Source organism: Streptomyces sp. NPDC056231, assembly GCF_048270745.1.
Taxonomy (GTDB): Bacteria; Actinomycetota; Actinomycetes; order Streptomycetales; family Streptomycetaceae; genus Streptomyces.
Genome location: NZ_JBLVKW010000010.1, coordinates 117,667 through 131,960, shown reverse-complemented (window position 1 = coordinate 131,960; position 14,294 = coordinate 117,667). Strand labels below are relative to the sequence as shown.

Sequence of the window (14,294 nt, the reverse complement as noted above, 5' to 3'; positions counted from 1 at the left end):
GCGCCCGCGTCAGAGGGTGACGCCGACCGTCACCGGTTCGTTGACGAGCGTGACGCCGAAGGCGTCGTGAACGCCCGCGACGACCTCGCGGGCGAGCGCGAGCAGGTCCTCGGTGGTCGCCCCGCCGCGGTTGGTGAGGGCGAGCGTGTGCTTGGTGGAGATGCGGGCGGGCCCGGTTCCGTACCCCTTGGTGAAACCGGCCCGGTCGATGAGCCAGGCGGCCGAGGTCTTGGTGCGTCCCCCGTCCGCGGGGAAGGCGGGGGGCTTCACCTCGGGGCCGAGCCGGCCCTTGGCACGGGCGAGGAACGCCTCGTACTGCGCATCGTCCAGGATCGGGTTGGTGAAGAAGGATCCTGCCGACCAGGTGTCGTGGTCCTCCGGGTCGAGCACCATGCCCTTGCCGGCCCGGAGCCGCAGCACGGTCTCACGGGCCGCCGCCGCGGGCACCCGGTCGCCCTGTTCGACACCCATGGCGCGGGCCGTCTCGGGGTACTTGAGGGGCGCGGAGAGACCGCCCGCGTCTTCCAGCTCGAAACGGACACGCAGCACCACGAAGCGGTCGGGTTCGGCCTTGAAGCGGCTGTGGCGGTACGAGAATGCGCACTCGGCGTTCGGGATGGTGACTGTTTCGCAGGTGTACCGGTCGTAGGCGACGACTTCCGTGATGGTCGACGCGACCTCCTGGCCGTACGCACCGACGTTCTGGATCGGTGTCGCACCCGCCGAGCCGGGAATTCCGGCCAGGCACTCGATGCCCGCGAGACCGGCTTCGACCGTGCGGGCGACGGCGTCCGTCCAGATCTCGCCGGCGGCCAGTTCCAGTGTCGTACCGGAGAGCGCGAAGCCCTTGGTCGCGATGCGCAGGGCGGTGCCGTCGAAGCCCTTGTCGCCGATGACCAGGTTGCTGCCGCCGCCGACGACGAGGAGCGGAGTGCCGTCCTCGTCGGCCTCACGCACGGCTTCGACCACCTCGGCGTCCGTCGTTGCCGTGAGGAGGCGGGCCGCGGGGCCGCCGAGCCGGAAGGTGGTCAGGGGGGCGAGAGGGGCGTCGTGGAGTTCCTGCACGGGGACAAGAGTACGGTCCGCGGCACCACCGCTCGCGCGGGGCCACGGACCGCACACACAGGGCAGCCGGGTCGGACCGGCGCGCCACGGATCAGGCAGCGACGGCGGACCACTCCTCGACCGGCTCCGGCGCCGCCGCGGGGCGGCGGCCCGGGATCAGCAGTGCCACGAGCGCGGCGAGCGCCACGAAACCGGCACCGATCCAGACCGCCGGGACGGTCCCGTCCGTGAAGGACTGCGCGGAGCCGTAACCGCCCTGCGCGGAGAAGACCGAGGCGAGCACCGCGACCCCGAGGGCGCCGCCGACCTCACGCAGGGCGTTGTTGGCGCCGGAGGCGATGCCCTGCTCGGCGGGCCGGACGCTCGACATGACGAGGCTGGCGGCCGGCGCGAAGTAGAGCGCCATGCCGACACCGCCGATCATCAGGGCGGGCAGTTGCGCGGTGTACGAGGCATCGGGAGTGATGACCATGGCGAAGAGGGCCAGCCCGACGGCTTGGAGCGCGAGACCGGTCACGACGACCGGGCGCCCGCCGAACCGGTCGGAGAGATACCCGGCAATCGGAGCGACCAGCATCGGCATGCCGGTCCAGGGCAGCATCCGCAGCCCCGCCTCGGTCGGCGAGTAGCCCAGCACGCCCTGGAGGTACTGGCTGAGCAGGAAGATCGATCCGAACATCCCGAGGAACATCAGCAGGCCGGCCATGTTGATCCCGAAGAACCCGCGGTTACGGAAGAGCCGCATCGGCAGCATCGGGTTCTTCGCCCGGAAGCCGTGGCGGACGAAGCCGCCCATCAGCGCGGAACCCGCGATCAGTCCGGTCAGGACCGTGGCGCTGGTCCAGCCGTCCGCGTTGGCGTTGACCAGCCCGTAGACGATGCCGAAGAGACCTCCGCTGACGAGGAGCGTGCCGGGGATGTCGAGCCGGGCGTCCGGGGCGTACGACTCCGCCAGGCGCAGCCGGGCCAGCGGCAGCAGGACCAGGCCGACCGGCACGTTCAGCCAGAAGATCCACTGCCAGGAGATGTGCTCGGTCAGGCTGCCGCCGATGAGTGGACCGCTGGCCACGGCGAGTCCGGTGACGGCGCTGAAGATCCCGAGGGCCATCCCGCGGCGGGCAGCCGGCACGGCGGCCGTGAGCAGGGTGAGTGTCAGCGGCATCATGATCGCCGCGCCGACGCCCTGGACGGCCCGGAAGGCGATCAGCTCGTTGATCCCGGACGACAGGGCCGCCGCGGCGGAGGCGCCGGTGAAGACGGCGAGCCCGGCGAGGAAGAGCCGCCGCCGCCCGAACCGGTCGCCGAGAGCGGCCCCGAGCATCAGCAGAACGGCGAAGGTCAGGGTGTACGCGTTCACCGTCCATTCGAGCTCCGTCAGCTCGCCGCCGAGACTCTTGCGAATGGAGGGCAGGGCGGTGGTGACGACGAGATTGTCGAGGGCCGCCATGAAGCCGGCGACGCTGGTGATGACGAGGGCCCAGACCGCTCCCGAGCGGCCTGTCATGTGCTGATTCACTGCTCCCCCTGGGGGTTAGTTATTAATGACTAACTTTCATGGGCAGAGAACCGGGCCGAACCCGGGTCGCACTGTTCGGACGGCCGGCCGCACTCAGGCCCCCGGCTGCGCCGAGGGGTAGAAACCGGCCCAGACACGGTGACCGACCGGGAAGCCGAGCGAGGTCAGGGTGTTGACGAGCATGCCGTACGCGAGGAAGGTCGTCGTCTCGCCGAGATCGGCGCCGAGCGCGAGGTGGATCTCGTCCCACATCTGCAGCCAGCCGGCCCGCGCCGACTCACCGAACTCGTGGTCCCCGGATGCCTCGGCCGCCGCGATCGCCGCATACATCTGCATCTGCATCAGCAGTTTGTCGGGGTCGTCGACGATGAGGCGCTGATACGCCGCCGCCATGGCGTGGAGCGCCTCCTGCCCCTCCAGGCCCTCACCGGCCTCGGCGAAGACCTTCCGGGTGTCCGCCAGGCAGCGGTCGGAGGCGGCGAGGAACATGGCCTGCTTACTGGGGAAGAGACGGAAGAGATATGGCTGCGAGACGCCCACCCGCTTGGCGATCGCCTCCGTGGAGGTGGCGTTGTACCCACCGCGGGCGAACTCGGTGATCGCCGCGCGGATGACGCTCTCGCGCCGCTCCTCTGCACTCATCCTGACCATGCGGATAAGTTAGTAGTCAATCACTAACTTAGTCAAGCGGTACGGGACAGCCGCTCCGAAACAGGACGCGAGGGCCTCGCGAGTACGAGTACGGGCGAGGGGCACCCCCGGCGGAGAGTGCCCCTCACTCATGATCACGGCTCGACAACGGCTCAGGCGAGCCGCACAACGGCGCGGGACATCCCCAGCACCTTCTTGTCCTCGCTCGTCACCGTCAGGTCCACCCGCACCTGCTTGTCGTCCAGCAGGGCCGCCACCTTGGCACCGACCTCGATCAGCGCACCCTTGTCGTCGTTCGGCACAACGACCGGCTTGGTGAACCGCACCCCGTACTCCACGACCGCACCCGGGTCGCCGGCCCAGTCCGTGACCACCCGGATCGCCTCGGCCATGGTGAACATGCCGTGCGCGATCACATCCGGCAGCCCGACCTCGAGGGCGAACTTCTCGTTCCAGTGGATCGGGTTGAAGTCACCGGAGGCGCCCGCGTACTGCACCAGCGTCGCGCGGGTCACCCGGAAGGACTGTGCCGGCAGCTCCGTACCGACCTCGACCGATGCGTAACTCACCTTCGCCGTCATCACGCCTCCTCGGCGGCGCGCGCCACCAGCTTCGTCCACGCGGTCACGACATGCTCGCCGACCTCGTCATGGACCTCACCACGGATGTCGAGAATGTCGTTGCCCGCCATGGACTTGACGCCCTCGATCGTCGAAGTGACCGTCAGCCGGTCCCCCGCCCGCACCGGACGCGTGTACACGAACTTCTGGTCGCCATGCACCACACGGCTGTAGTCCAGGCCCAGCTGCGGGTCCTGCACCACCTGCCCCGCAGCCTTGAAAGTGATCGAGAAGACAAAAGTGGGCGGCGCGATCACATCGGAATGCCCGAGCGCCCGGGCGGCCGCCGGATCGACGTACGCGGGATTGGCGTCTCCCACCGCCTCGGCAAACTCACGGATCTTCTCCCGGCCGACCTCGTACGGCGCGGTGGGCGGATAGGTCCGCCCGACGAAGGACTGGTCGAGCGCCATGGGCTCGCTACCTCCTGATGAAAGACAAAAAGGCCGATGAACAACCCTGTACGGGACAGTCCTATACAACGACACGAGGCCGCCCCCAGTGGGGACGGCCTCGTGTACGAGCCTGATTCAGCGCGTTTCGCGGTGCGCAGTGTGCGAGTTGCAGCGCGGGCAGTGCTTCTTCATCTCAAGACGGTCCGGGTTGTTACGCCGGTTCTTCTTGGTGATGTAGTTCCGCTCCTTGCACTCCACGCAGGCCAGCGTGATCTTCGGGCGGACGTCGGTGGCAGCCACGTGAGTGCTCCTTGGACGGACGGATGAACGGATGAACGCAAAAAAGAGTAGCCGATCGAAGGACCGACCCCACAATCGGCTACCGTAAGTAGCGGTGACCGGACTTGAACCGGTGACACAGCGATTATGAGCCGCTTGCTCTACCGACTGAGCTACACCGCTTTGATGACGGATCCCCCCGCCGCGAGGCGGGGTTCTCCGATCACCAGAGCCCCAATACGGAATCGAACCGTAGACCTTCTCCTTACCATGGAGACGCTCTACCGACTGAGCTATTGGGGCGAGCGATGAAGACATTACACGGTCCTCCGCCGATCGCCCAAATCCGTTTCGGAGCCCCCCGGCGCAGCGATGACCGGCCCTGCCCCGATCCCCCGACCGACCCCCGATCCACGACCGGCGGACGACCCGGCCGGGAGCCCGGCCTGCGGCCAAAACCGCCGCCTGATCAGCATGTGACCGGCAACCCGACCAGCGCCGCGAGCCACGCCCGGCCGGCCTCGGAACAGCCACCGCGCCGGCCCCTCCCGCCCGCCGCGCACACCTCACGAGGCCACGCCGGTACGACTATTTCCCTCCTCCTCGAACCAGGACGTACACGCCCCTAGGCTCGACTCACTCTGCGTGATCTTGTAAACCTCCCAGGAGCGCGATGCCCGACAGCCGGCCGCGGCAGCCCGACGACCACGCCGCCACCGAAGCAGACGCCCTGATCCTGTGCGGCGCCCGGCTCACCGACGGCCGCATCGTCGACGTACGGCTCGGCCGTGGCCGCATCGAGGCCGTCGGCACCACGGGCAGCCTGACCGGCCCCGGCCCCCGCGTCGACCTGCGCGGCTATCTCCTGCTCCCCGCCCCCGCGGAACCCCACGCCCACAGCGACACCGCACTCACCGCCTACAGCACCGGGCCCGACAGCTCCGGACCCGCCTCGCACCGCCCCGAGGACATCCAGCGCCGCACCACCGAAGCCGCTCTGCTTCAACTCGGCCACGGCGCCACCGCTCTGCGCTCCCACGTACGGATCGGGGACGTCGCCGGCCTCGCCGGCCTGGAAGCAGTACTCCAGGCACGCCGCTCCCTGCACGGACTCACCGAACTGACCCCGGTCGCCGTACCGCGTCTGCTCACCGGAATCGCAGGCGCCGACAGCCTCGCCATGCTGCGCGACGCGGTGAGAACAGGGGCCGGCGTGATCGGCGGCCGCCCCGAGCTCGACCCCGACCCGGCCGGATACACCGAAGCCGTCCTGGAGATCGCCGCCGAACACCACTGCCCCGTCGACCTGCACATGGACGGCGACGACCCCGCCCGCCTCGCCCGGCTCGCCGCCATGGCCGCCGGACACCGGCCCGGCGTCTCCATAGGCCCCTGCGCCGCCCTCGACCGGCTCCCCCCGGAAACCGCGACCCGCGCCGCCGATCGGCTCGCCGCCGCCGAAGTGACCGTGATCTGCCTCCCCCAGGGCGGCTGCTGCGGCACCGAACGCAGGGGCACCGCGCCCGTACGCCTGCTGCGCGCCGCCGGCGTGCGCACAGCGGCAGGCAGCGGGGCACTGCGCGACGTCGCGAACCCCGTGGGCCGCGGAGACCCGCTGGAAGCCGCCTACCTGCTCGCCTCACAGAGCGGCCTACGCCCCGAGGACGCGTACGACGCCGTCTCCACGGCCGCCAGGAAGGCCATGGGGCTGCCCGAGATCCGCGTCGAGGCAGGCTTCCCCGCCGAACTCCTCGCCGTACGCGGCGAACAGCTCTCCGGCGCGCTCTCGCTCGCGTACAGCCGGATCGTCGTGCACCGCGGACGCGTGGTGGCCCGCACCAGCGCGGTCCGCGAGTACTGCGACTCCGAGACCGTCGTCGCACTCGATCTGCCCCGTCAGGCCCGCCCTGAACCCGGGCCGGGCGGCGGGTCCTGAGCGGAGCGGCGCGCCGCGGCGTACGGTCGTGACTATGCGCATTGTCATCGCAGGTGGACATGGTCAGATCGCGCTTCGGCTGGAGCGGCTGCTCGCTGCGCGCGGAGATGAAGCGGTCGGCATCATCCGCAACCCGGGACAGGGCGGGGACCTCCGGTCGGCAGGCGCCGAACCGGTCGTCCTGGACCTCGAATCGGCCTCCGTGGACGAAGTGGCCGAGGTGCTGCGCGGCGCCGACGCGGCGGTATTCGCGGCCGGCGCGGGCCCGAACAGCGGAACGGCCCGCAAGGACACGGTGGACCGCGGTGCGGCAGTGCTGTTCGCGGATGCGGCGGAACGGGCGGGCGTACGACGCTGCATCGTGGTCTCCTCCATGGGCGCCGATCCGGACCACCCGGGCGACGAGGTCTTCGACGTGTACCTGCGGGCCAAGGGCGCCGCCGACGCTTACGTACGCTCCAGGACCGCACTCGACTGGACGATCCTGCGCCCCGGAATGCTCACCGACGACGCGGGCAAGGGGCAGGTTCTGCTGGCAGCCTCGACGGGGCGCGGAACGGTACCGCGCGACGACGTGGCGGCGACGCTGCTGGAACTGCTGGACACCCCGGCGACAGCGGGACTGACCCTGGAACTGATCTCGGGGAACGTGCCGTTGGCGGTGGCGATGAAAGACGTCGCGGGGAACTGAGCAAGCGACGGAGGGAGGGGCGCAGAGCCCTGAACGCCCCCTCCCCCGATCTCCCTCGCCCTCCCTTGCACGACGTGTCTTCGGCCGAATGAGTGACCATCAGCCGCCCGCGTCGTTGATCCTCCCGACGGCTCGTGAGTCCCGCCTGGAGGAGGGCCCATGCGTCGCTCAACAGCCCTGATCGGCACAGCCCCTGCCGGGTCGCGCGCGGCCTCCGCGAGGACACCGGCGAACAGCTGACCGGACGCCAACTCGCGCAACGGGTGGGCCGGCTGAGCAGCCTCGTCGCCGGCATCGCACGGGCGACGACCGCCGCGCACTGGGACAAAGGACGTCACTGACAGCGCTCACTGCGGCCGAGACCCCCACCGGTGGTCGATCATGGGGATCTGTCAACGTCGGCCATTCGTCCCTGGTGTTGGCTGCGGCCGTGCAGTGGCAGAGTGGCAAGCGCAAGCAGAATGGCAAGTCCGAGCAGCACGATCGCCTCGGGCACGGGCTGCCCGGCGCGCCAGAGCTGGACTGACAACCCGATCCAGGGCACGCGCAGACGTGCTACGCCTTGGAGCGCCGTGGCCCGGATCGGGGTGGAGTCCGGTGTGGAGTTGTCGTCACCTTTGGTGATCAGGTCGTTGTTGGGAAGTACCCGGTAGACCCGATGGGTGAGCAGATGGCCAGGTCGGGTGGGATCCTGGGCCAGCACGATTTGACCCACCGCCGGTGTGCGGTCGCGCAGTGGCTGGTAGAGAACGACGTCGCCCGGCATGAGGGCGGGACGCATGGAGCCGGACTGCACCACGCCCGCTGTCCAGCCCAGCGCCACCACGGGTAATTGCGCCCACACCAGCAGCCCGACCAGCGAGCCGAGCACGGTGCGTGAGATGACCGAGGTGAGCACGCGGATCGGGTGTGGGGCGCCCCTGGCCGCGGGTCGGCGGGGCGCGCTGGCGGCCAGGTCACCCGTGAGACTCACTTGTGTTCCCGCGCTTCCCAGGTGAAGGTCGCCTCATTGGTGGACACGCTCTGCGAGCTGTCGGGTGCGCCCCGGCTGAACTTCCACGCGAAGCGGAAGCTCAGCGAGTTGGGTGGCTTCCCGGGCAGGGTCCAGGGCCCCAAGCCGGTGCGGAAGTCGGTGTACAGGGCGATGAACTGGTCCAGGGTGCCGTCGAACGCGGTCTTGTGCGGAGTGAAGCCGTTGCAGTCACCGAAGGTGCCGCCGCTGCCCACCTCGATTTTGAGGTCGATGAAGGATTGGAAATTGCTGGGCCAGTTCAGTGAGTTGCTGTACAGCTTGAGCGCGGTGGGGAAGCCGGCGTTCGATTTGATCCTGATGCAGTTGGAGCCTGTGTCGCCGGGTTTCATGTTGTCGATGCGGAACATGGGCACCTTGCTGTCGTTGGCCAGCCCCAACGAGCTGGCGGCCCACGTGTTGCCGCTGTTGCTGCTGGTGTCACTCCAGTCGGCGTAGGTGGCACCCCAGACCAGAGCCCCGCTGAGCAGCAACCCGAGCGGAATGGGCGCCACCTGTGCCAGCACATTCAGCCAGGGACGCGCCATCACCCACTCCGTTCAATTCCGTCACTCCTGCACATAATGTCTCATTCCGTCTCGCCTGCGGCGATGCCGCTCCGTGCAGCGATCCGGGTCTGGTGGAGGCTCCGGCCTGTCCCCCGATGGAGTGCGCGCGGCGGGCCGGCCACACGATCGCGGTGCTGTTCCGGGTCTGCGCGAAGGTGCTCGCGCAGACGTAGGAGCGAGCGAATCGCTGGATCGACGCTGCTCTGCGCGAGTGGAACGAATCGGAGTGAGTAACCAACCGTCCCCGGGGGACGGGTGGGGGACACGACCTGATCAGGGACGGGATACCTGCTGTACCGGGTGAGACAACCGCTGTTTCGGTGGCCTCCGGCGGGCTCGCCCCGAGCATGCAGAAACCCCCGTCGATCTGCTGTTTTTGCAGATCAACGGGGGTTTCCCGTTCTGTGGCGGCGCCAGGGTTCGAACCTGGGTAGGCTGAGCCGGCAGATTTACAGTCTGCTCCCTTTGGCCACTCGGGCACACCGCCTGGAACGACGCTTTGGAACTCCGTTGAGCGGGGCTCCTTGGCGACGACGTAAACGATACCTGATGACCTGGGGTGCTCCGCCACCTGATTGATCAGTGCTCGTGGTGGTGGGCGATGGCTAGGCTTTACGTCGTACCCACAAGCATTCGACGCAAGGAGCCACACGTCATGGCCGACTCCAGTTTCGACATCGTCTCGAAGGTCGAGCGGCAGGAGGTCGACAACGCCCTCAACCAGGCCGCCAAGGAGATCTCGCAGCGCTACGACTTCAAGGGCACGGGCGCCTCGATCTCCTGGTCCGGCGAGAAGATCCTGATGGAGGCGAACGGCGAGGAGCGGGTCAAGGCGATCCTCGACATCTTCCAGTCCAAGCTGATCAAGCGGGGCATCTCGCTCAAGTCGCTGGACGCGGGCGAGCCGCAGCTGTCCGGCAAGGAGTACAAGATCTTCGCCACCATCGAGGAAGGCATCTCCCAGGAGAACGCCAAGAAGGTGGCGAAGATCATTCGCGATGAGGGTCCGAAGGGCGTCAAGGCGCAGGTCCAGGGCGACGAGCTGCGGGTCAGCTCGAAGAGCCGGGACGACCTGCAGGCCGTGCAGGCGCTACTGAAGGGCAAGGACTTCGACTTCGCCGTGCAGTTCGTGAACTACCGGTAGGTCCGTCTTCCGGTCGCCCGTCCGGGCGTGGATGGGGCAGGCCGGGAGGTACGCACCGGCCCGCCTCGCACCCCATCGGACGTGATGTCCGAATACCGCCGGTCGCGGGTGGCGGGCGGTCGCAGACTTGTCCGTACGGAACGGCGATGCGGGTGATTCGTCGCCCTGTACGGAGAAGAGAGGGACCGGTCATGACCATGTACGCGACCGTCGACAGCCCGCTGGGTGAACTGCTGCTGGTCGGCGAGGAATCACCGGCCGCCACCGGAGGTGCAGCGCTCGCCTCGCTCTCCCTGCCGGGCCAGAAGGGCGGCGAGGTCGTCCAGGACGGGTGGATCCATGCGCCGGAGGCCTTCGCCGGAATCGCCGCGCAGCTGAGGGCGTATTTCGAGGGGCGGCTGACCCGCTTCGACATCGCGTACACGGAGGGTCGGGGCACGGAGTTCCAGCGTCGGGTGTGGAGCGCGCTGGACGCCGTCCCGTACGGGGAGACGGTGTCCTACGGGCAGATCGCCGAGCGGATCGGGGCACCCGGGGCGGGTGTGCGGGCCGTGGGGACGGCGATCGGCCGCAATCCGCTGCTGATCGTGCGCCCGTGCCACCGGGTGATCGGCGCGGACGGGGCCCTGCGGGGTTACGCGGGCGGGCTGGAGTGCAAGGAGCGGCTTCTGGGACTGGAAGGCGCTCTGACGGCGCGCTGAGCGGCCTGTGTGCCGGGCGCGTTGAGCGGCTGCGTACGGATGGGCGGTGGGCGAAATGGCGGGTCTCTTCCCGAGGCCGCGGGCTGTCGTGGCGCCGGGTGCCGTGCATGTGCCGGAGTGGCTGCCGGTGGAGCGCCAGCGGATGCTGGTCGAGGCCTGCCGGGAGTGGGCACGGGGGCCGGTGCCCCTGCGGCACACGGTGTTGCCGGGTGGAGGGGTGATGTCCGTCCAGACGGTCTGCGTGGGGTGGCACTGGCAGCCGTACCGGTATTCGCGGACCGCGGATGATGTGAACGGGGCGCGGGTCGCCGATTTTCCGGATTGGCTGGCGGAGTTGGGGCGGGCGGCGCTGGTCGAGGCGTACGGGGAGGAGAGCCCGGTCGGGACGTACGCGCCGGACACCGCGCTGATCAATTTTTATGACGGCGCGGCGAGGATGGGCATGCACCAGGACAAGGAGGAGCGGTCCGGTGCGCCGGTGGTCTCGCTCAGCATCGGTGATACCTGTGTCTTCCGCTTCGGCAACACGGAGGACCGTGGACGTCCTTATACGGATGTGGAGTTGGCTTCCGGTGACTTGTTCGTCTTCGGTGGTGAGTCACGCTTCGCGTTCCACGGTGTGCCGAAGGTCTGTCCGGGGACGGCCGATCCCGCGACAGGCATGAGCAGGGGCCGGCTCAATCTGACCCTGCGCGAGACCGGGCTGGGTGTCTGAGGTGCGGACGGGTTGTCAGTGCCGGTCCCGGGAGTTCCCGAAGAGCAGCCGGTAGGCGATGAGCAGTACCAGCGAGCCGCCGATGGCCGAGATCCATGTCGCGGTGTCGTAGAAGTTCTTGGATATGGGGTGGTCGAGGAAGCGTGAGGAGATCCAGCCACCGATGAAGGCGCCGGCGACCCCGATGAGGGTGGTGCCGACCAGCCCGCCCGGGTCGCGGCCCGGGAGCAGCACCTTGGCAATGACTCCGGCAAGCAGTCCGAGAATGATCCAACCGATAATGGTCATGATGCCGAACCTACCCTTCGCATGGCTGTGGAATCCAAGACGCCGGGTGGGCGTGGACGGTTGCCGGTGGAGCGGGATGAGCCGCAGCTCACAGCCTGTTCATATGCGGGTGTTGTAGTCCGGCCAGGGCTGCAGGTCCATTGCTTCGTCGTCGGCGTCCTCTCCGTACCAGCCCGCCCCGTCCAGCCATGTACGCAGCCAGGTGGCGAGATCGGGCTGGTCGATGTACCAGGCGTGCTGCGGTTCGTCGGCGTTCGGCTCGAAGAGGAGGACGGTGGTGCGGTCGGTGCGGCAGTCCACGCAGCTGTACATGCCGCAGCCCAGGCTGCATATCGGCAGTACGCCTTCCGGCCACGGCCACTGCGCTTCCTCGCTCGCGGATCTGCGGTGGGCGAGGTACTGCTCGACGGCGGAGTGCTCGCCGTCGGGGGCGGCGCTGCCGGTGAGGGGCAGCAGACCGTATTCCGGGCCGAAGCCGCCGTTGGCGATCCGGGTGTAGAGGGCGGTCAGCAGGGGCGGCAGCGCGAAGCCGAGGGCCGCTTCGGCCTGGGCGATGTCCTGGGTGGACAGAGCTGCCGGGAGGGGGTACTTCTCCCACCGTGGGGAGGTGTGCGCTGTCTTCTCCACGGCCGTCAGCAACTGCTCGGTGTCGTTCATGGGTTCATGGTGGAGGACGGCACTGACAATCACTGGAGGGTGGCCTGATGCCCTCCTGTGCGGACGGGGGCGTTTCGACGGATGGGCCGCCCGGCTCCCCACTGCCCCTTGGTCGCGCTGTCTTCTACCGGGTGGCGAACGGCTGATCCGTTCGGACGATTTCCTTGCCGAAGGGCATGAGGGAAACCGGGATCATCTTGAAGTTCGCGATGCCGAGCGGGATGCCGATGATCGTGATGCAGAGGGCGATTCCGGTGGTGATGTGGCCGAGGGCCAGCCACCAGCCTGCGAGGATCAGCCAGAGGATGTTGCCCACGCAGGAGGGCGCTCCGGCATCGCGGCGGTCGACGACGGTGTAGCCGAAGGGCCACAGTGCGTAGATGCCGATGCGGAAGGCTGCGAGGCCGAAGGGGATGCCGATGATGGTGATGCACAGCAGGACGCCGGCGAGCATGTAACCGAGGAACATCCAGAATCCGCACAGGACCAGCCATATGACGTTCAGGATTGTCTTCATGGGCGATGACCTGCCATCTGCTCAAGTCGGGCAATGCGCTCCGCCATCGGCGGGTGCGTGGAGAACATCTTGGACATGCCCTGGCCGGGGCGGAAGGGGTTCGCGATCATCATGTGGCTCGCGGTCTCGATCCTCGGCTCGGGTGGCAGGGGGAGCTGTTTGGTTCCTGCGTCCAGTTTGCGCAGGGCGCCGGCGAGGGCCAGGGGGTCGCCGGTCAGTTGGGCACCCGAGGCGTCTGCCTCGTATTCGCGGGAACGGCTGACGGCAAGTTGGATGACGCTGGCGGCGAGCGGGCCGAGGATCATGATCAGCAGCATGCCGAAGATGCCGGGGCCTTCGTCGTCGTTGGACCGGCCGACCGGGATCAGCCATGCGAAGTTGACCAGGAACATGACGACGGAGGCGAGTGCTCCCGCGACTGACGAGATCAGGATGTCGCGGTTGTAGACATGGCTGAGTTCGTGGCCGAGGACGCCTCGCAGTTCGCGTTCGTCCAGGATCTGCAGGATGCCTTCGGTGCAGCACACTGCCGCGTTGCGCGGGTTGCGGCCGGTGGCGAAGGCGTTGGGTGCCTGGGTCGGGGAGATGTACAGCCGTGGCATGGGTTGGCGGGCCGTGGTGGAGAGTTCGCGGACCATGCGGTAGAGCTGTGGCGCCTCGAATTCGCTGACCGGGCGGGCCCGCATGGCCCGTAGTGCGAGTTTGTCGCTGTTCCAGTAGGCGTAGGCGTTGGTGCCGACGGCTACGAAGAGCGCGACGATCAGGCCCGTACGTCCGAAGAAACTGCCGATGACGATGATGAGTGCGGACAGGCCTCCGAGGAGTACGGCGGTCCTCAGCCCGTTGTGCCGGCGGTGCACGGTACGCCCTCCAAGTGGTGCAGCAGGGGAACCCTTGCTGGGTGGTGCTCCACTCCCCAGTGGAGCCTCCCGTACTGGTCAACGCCAGGCGAGAAGAGCTAGTTCCCTTGTGCGTGCGGCCGGAGGACGGGGCCTGTCCGGCTGTTCGGGCCGGAGCAGGCACTGGGCCGTACGGGTGTCGGGGTGCCGGTGCGGGCGGCCGCGGGGTGGGTCAGCGCTGGGCGGGGATTCCGGCGAGCGCGAGGGCCTCGGGGTCGGGCTTGATCTCGCTGGTGCAGTGGGCGCAGCGGGAGGCGATGGCCGGGATGGCCGTGTAGCAGCGGGGGCAGTCGCGCAGGGCGGCCTTGATGTCGACCTTCTCCTCGGCCTTGGCTGTGAAGCGGTTCTGGACCTTTGCCATGGGGACGACGACGCAGAAGTAGAGGACGGCGGCGGTGATCAGGAAGGCGATGGCGGCGCTGACGAACAGCCCGTAGGGGAACGTCACGCTCTCGACCTGGAAGGTGGCCTTGTTGAAGTCTCCGGTGCCTCGGGTGATGACTCCGATCAGCGGCACGATGAATGCGTTGCTGAATCCTGTGACGACTGCGGTGAACGCGGCTCCGACGGCGAGTCCGACCGCCATGGAGATCACGTTTCCGCGCAGGATGAAGTCCTTGAACCCGTTCAGCACTGCTCTGG

18 protein-coding genes and 3 tRNA genes are annotated in these 14,294 nt (G+C 68.4%); 5 read left to right on the top strand and 16 right to left on the bottom strand.

Annotated elements, in window-relative coordinates:
* Positions 1 to 9: 9 nt before the first annotated feature.
* From ACNPQM_RS11580 to ACNPQM_RS11545, 8 genes are all read right to left on the bottom strand, one after another.
* On the bottom strand, positions 10 to 1,065 hold the full coding sequence (locus ACNPQM_RS11580; RefSeq protein ID WP_358856888.1) for a UDP-N-acetylmuramate dehydrogenase: 1,056 nt from the start codon (positions 1,063 to 1,065) through the stop codon (positions 10 to 12).
* A gap of 91 nt (positions 1,066 to 1,156) precedes the next feature.
* Positions 1,157 to 2,569, bottom strand: coding sequence for a DHA2 family efflux MFS transporter permease subunit (locus ACNPQM_RS11575; RefSeq protein WP_418083931.1), 1,413 nt, complete (start codon positions 2,567 to 2,569; stop codon positions 1,157 to 1,159).
* Positions 2,570 to 2,674: 105 nt separating this feature from the next.
* Positions 2,675 to 3,223 carry a TetR/AcrR family transcriptional regulator gene (locus ACNPQM_RS11570; RefSeq protein WP_418083935.1) on the bottom strand — a complete coding sequence of 183 codons (549 nt, stop codon included), beginning with the start codon at positions 3,221 to 3,223 and terminating at the stop codon, positions 2,675 to 2,677.
* Positions 3,224 to 3,384: 161 nt separating this feature from the next.
* Positions 3,385 to 3,813, bottom strand: coding sequence for a MaoC family dehydratase (locus tag ACNPQM_RS11565; RefSeq protein WP_418083930.1), 429 nt, complete (start codon positions 3,811 to 3,813; stop codon positions 3,385 to 3,387).
* Positions 3,813 to 4,265, bottom strand: coding sequence for an FAS1-like dehydratase domain-containing protein (locus ACNPQM_RS11560; RefSeq protein WP_418083929.1), 453 nt, complete (start codon positions 4,263 to 4,265; stop codon positions 3,813 to 3,815). The genes ACNPQM_RS11565 and ACNPQM_RS11560 overlap by 1 nt, the downstream gene beginning before the upstream one ends.
* Before the next feature lie 117 nt (positions 4,266 to 4,382).
* Positions 4,383 to 4,547, bottom strand: a complete 165-nt coding sequence (gene rpmG, locus ACNPQM_RS11555; RefSeq protein WP_003956487.1) for a 50S ribosomal protein L33 — start codon at positions 4,545 to 4,547, stop codon at positions 4,383 to 4,385.
* Positions 4,548 to 4,636: 89 nt separating this feature from the next.
* Positions 4,637 to 4,709 (bottom strand) — tRNA-Met (locus ACNPQM_RS11550).
* Between the two features lie 47 nt (positions 4,710 to 4,756).
* Positions 4,757 to 4,829 (bottom strand) — tRNA-Thr (locus tag ACNPQM_RS11545).
* Positions 4,830 to 5,199: 370 nt separating this feature from the next.
* On the opposite strand from ACNPQM_RS11545, the gene ACNPQM_RS11540 reads away from it, so the two are divergent.
* The gene (locus tag ACNPQM_RS11540; RefSeq protein WP_418083928.1) at positions 5,200 to 6,462 is read left to right on the top strand and encodes an amidohydrolase family protein; all 1,263 of its coding nucleotides are present in this window, start codon (positions 5,200 to 5,202) and stop codon (positions 6,460 to 6,462) included.
* 34 nt (positions 6,463 to 6,496) lie between these two features.
* Positions 6,497 to 7,153: an SDR family oxidoreductase gene (locus ACNPQM_RS11535; RefSeq protein ID WP_418083927.1), complete on the top strand. Its 657-nt coding sequence runs from the start codon at positions 6,497 to 6,499 to the stop codon at positions 7,151 to 7,153.
* 379 nt (positions 7,154 to 7,532) lie between these two features.
* On the opposite strand, the gene ACNPQM_RS11530 is transcribed toward ACNPQM_RS11535, so the two are convergent.
* The 3 genes from ACNPQM_RS11530 to ACNPQM_RS11520 form a co-directional block, all read right to left on the bottom strand.
* Positions 7,533 to 8,051, bottom strand: a complete 519-nt coding sequence (locus ACNPQM_RS11530; protein WP_418083926.1) for a signal peptidase I — start codon at positions 8,049 to 8,051, stop codon at positions 7,533 to 7,535.
* A gap of 71 nt (positions 8,052 to 8,122) precedes the next feature.
* A complete protein-coding gene (locus tag ACNPQM_RS11525; protein ID WP_418083925.1) occupies positions 8,123 to 8,710 on the bottom strand; it encodes a TasA family protein in 588 nt (195 codons plus the stop codon).
* Between the two features lie 426 nt (positions 8,711 to 9,136).
* Positions 9,137 to 9,218 (bottom strand) — tRNA-Tyr (locus ACNPQM_RS11520).
* A gap of 168 nt (positions 9,219 to 9,386) precedes the next feature.
* On the opposite strand from ACNPQM_RS11520, the gene ACNPQM_RS11515 reads away from it, so the two are divergent.
* The 3 genes from ACNPQM_RS11515 to ACNPQM_RS11505 all read left to right on the top strand — a co-directional run bounded on the left by ACNPQM_RS11515 (position 9,387) and on the right by ACNPQM_RS11505 (position 11,291).
* Positions 9,387 to 9,875 carry a YajQ family cyclic di-GMP-binding protein gene (locus ACNPQM_RS11515; RefSeq protein ID WP_358856882.1) on the top strand — a complete coding sequence of 163 codons (489 nt, stop codon included), beginning with the start codon at positions 9,387 to 9,389 and terminating at the stop codon, positions 9,873 to 9,875.
* 191 nt (positions 9,876 to 10,066) lie between these two features.
* Positions 10,067 to 10,576 (top strand): methylated-DNA--[protein]-cysteine S-methyltransferase, encoded by a 510-nt coding sequence (locus ACNPQM_RS11510; protein ID WP_418083924.1) that lies wholly within the window; start codon positions 10,067 to 10,069, stop codon positions 10,574 to 10,576.
* A gap of 55 nt (positions 10,577 to 10,631) precedes the next feature.
* Entirely contained in the window at positions 10,632 to 11,291 is a 660-nt protein-coding gene (locus ACNPQM_RS11505; protein WP_358856923.1) for an alpha-ketoglutarate-dependent dioxygenase AlkB family protein, read from the top strand.
* Positions 11,292 to 11,306: 15 nt separating this feature from the next.
* Here ACNPQM_RS11505 and ACNPQM_RS11500 read toward each other — a convergent pair whose 3' ends face one another.
* From ACNPQM_RS11500 to mscL, 5 genes are all read right to left on the bottom strand, one after another.
* Positions 11,307 to 11,579, bottom strand: coding sequence for a GlsB/YeaQ/YmgE family stress response membrane protein (locus ACNPQM_RS11500; protein ID WP_037687965.1), 273 nt, complete (start codon positions 11,577 to 11,579; stop codon positions 11,307 to 11,309).
* A gap of 99 nt (positions 11,580 to 11,678) precedes the next feature.
* The gene (locus ACNPQM_RS11495; RefSeq protein ID WP_418083923.1) at positions 11,679 to 12,236 is read right to left on the bottom strand and encodes an SMI1/KNR4 family protein; all 558 of its coding nucleotides are present in this window, start codon (positions 12,234 to 12,236) and stop codon (positions 11,679 to 11,681) included.
* 124 nt (positions 12,237 to 12,360) lie between these two features.
* The gene (locus ACNPQM_RS11490) at positions 12,361 to 12,753 is read right to left on the bottom strand and encodes a YccF domain-containing protein (protein WP_358856879.1); all 393 of its coding nucleotides are present in this window, start codon (positions 12,751 to 12,753) and stop codon (positions 12,361 to 12,363) included.
* Entirely contained in the window at positions 12,750 to 13,613 is an 864-nt protein-coding gene (gene htpX / locus ACNPQM_RS11485; protein ID WP_358856878.1) for a zinc metalloprotease HtpX, read from the bottom strand. Before htpX ends, ACNPQM_RS11490 begins: the two co-directional genes overlap by 4 nt.
* Before the next feature lie 211 nt (positions 13,614 to 13,824).
* Entirely contained in the window at positions 13,825 to 14,286 is a 462-nt protein-coding gene (mscL, locus tag ACNPQM_RS11480; protein ID WP_358856877.1) for a large conductance mechanosensitive channel protein MscL, read from the bottom strand.
* Positions 14,287 to 14,294: the final 8 nt, after the last annotated feature.

Bases quoted from the DNA above. Each gene is read 5' to 3' on its own strand.
- ACNPQM_RS11575 (WP_418083931.1), bottom strand. From the start codon at position 2,569: ATGACAGGCCGCTCGGGAGCGGTCTGGGCCCTCGTCATCACCAGCGTC.
- ACNPQM_RS11570 (WP_418083935.1), bottom strand. From the start codon at position 3,223: ATGAGTGCAGAGGAGCGGCGCGAGAGCGTCATCCGCGCGGCGATCACC.
- ACNPQM_RS11565 (WP_418083930.1), bottom strand. From the start codon at position 3,813: ATGACGGCGAAGGTGAGTTACGCATCGGTCGAGGTCGGTACGGAGCTG.
- ACNPQM_RS11560 (WP_418083929.1), bottom strand. From the start codon at position 4,265: ATGGCGCTCGACCAGTCCTTCGTCGGGCGGACCTATCCGCCCACCGCG.
- ACNPQM_RS11540 (WP_418083928.1), top strand. From the start codon at position 5,200: ATGCCCGACAGCCGGCCGCGGCAGCCCGACGACCACGCCGCCACCGAA.
- ACNPQM_RS11535 (WP_418083927.1), top strand. From the start codon at position 6,497: ATGCGCATTGTCATCGCAGGTGGACATGGTCAGATCGCGCTTCGGCTG.
- ACNPQM_RS11525 (WP_418083925.1), bottom strand. From the start codon at position 8,710: ATGGCGCGTCCCTGGCTGAATGTGCTGGCACAGGTGGCGCCCATTCCG.
- ACNPQM_RS11515 (WP_358856882.1), top strand. From the start codon at position 9,387: ATGGCCGACTCCAGTTTCGACATCGTCTCGAAGGTCGAGCGGCAGGAG.
- ACNPQM_RS11510 (WP_418083924.1), top strand. From the start codon at position 10,067: ATGACCATGTACGCGACCGTCGACAGCCCGCTGGGTGAACTGCTGCTG.
- ACNPQM_RS11505 (WP_358856923.1), top strand. From the start codon at position 10,632: ATGGCGGGTCTCTTCCCGAGGCCGCGGGCTGTCGTGGCGCCGGGTGCC.
- ACNPQM_RS11500 (WP_037687965.1), bottom strand. From the start codon at position 11,579: ATGACCATTATCGGTTGGATCATTCTCGGACTGCTTGCCGGAGTCATT.
- ACNPQM_RS11495 (WP_418083923.1), bottom strand. From the start codon at position 12,236: ATGAACGACACCGAGCAGTTGCTGACGGCCGTGGAGAAGACAGCGCAC.
- ACNPQM_RS11490 (WP_358856879.1), bottom strand. From the start codon at position 12,753: ATGAAGACAATCCTGAACGTCATATGGCTGGTCCTGTGCGGATTCTGG.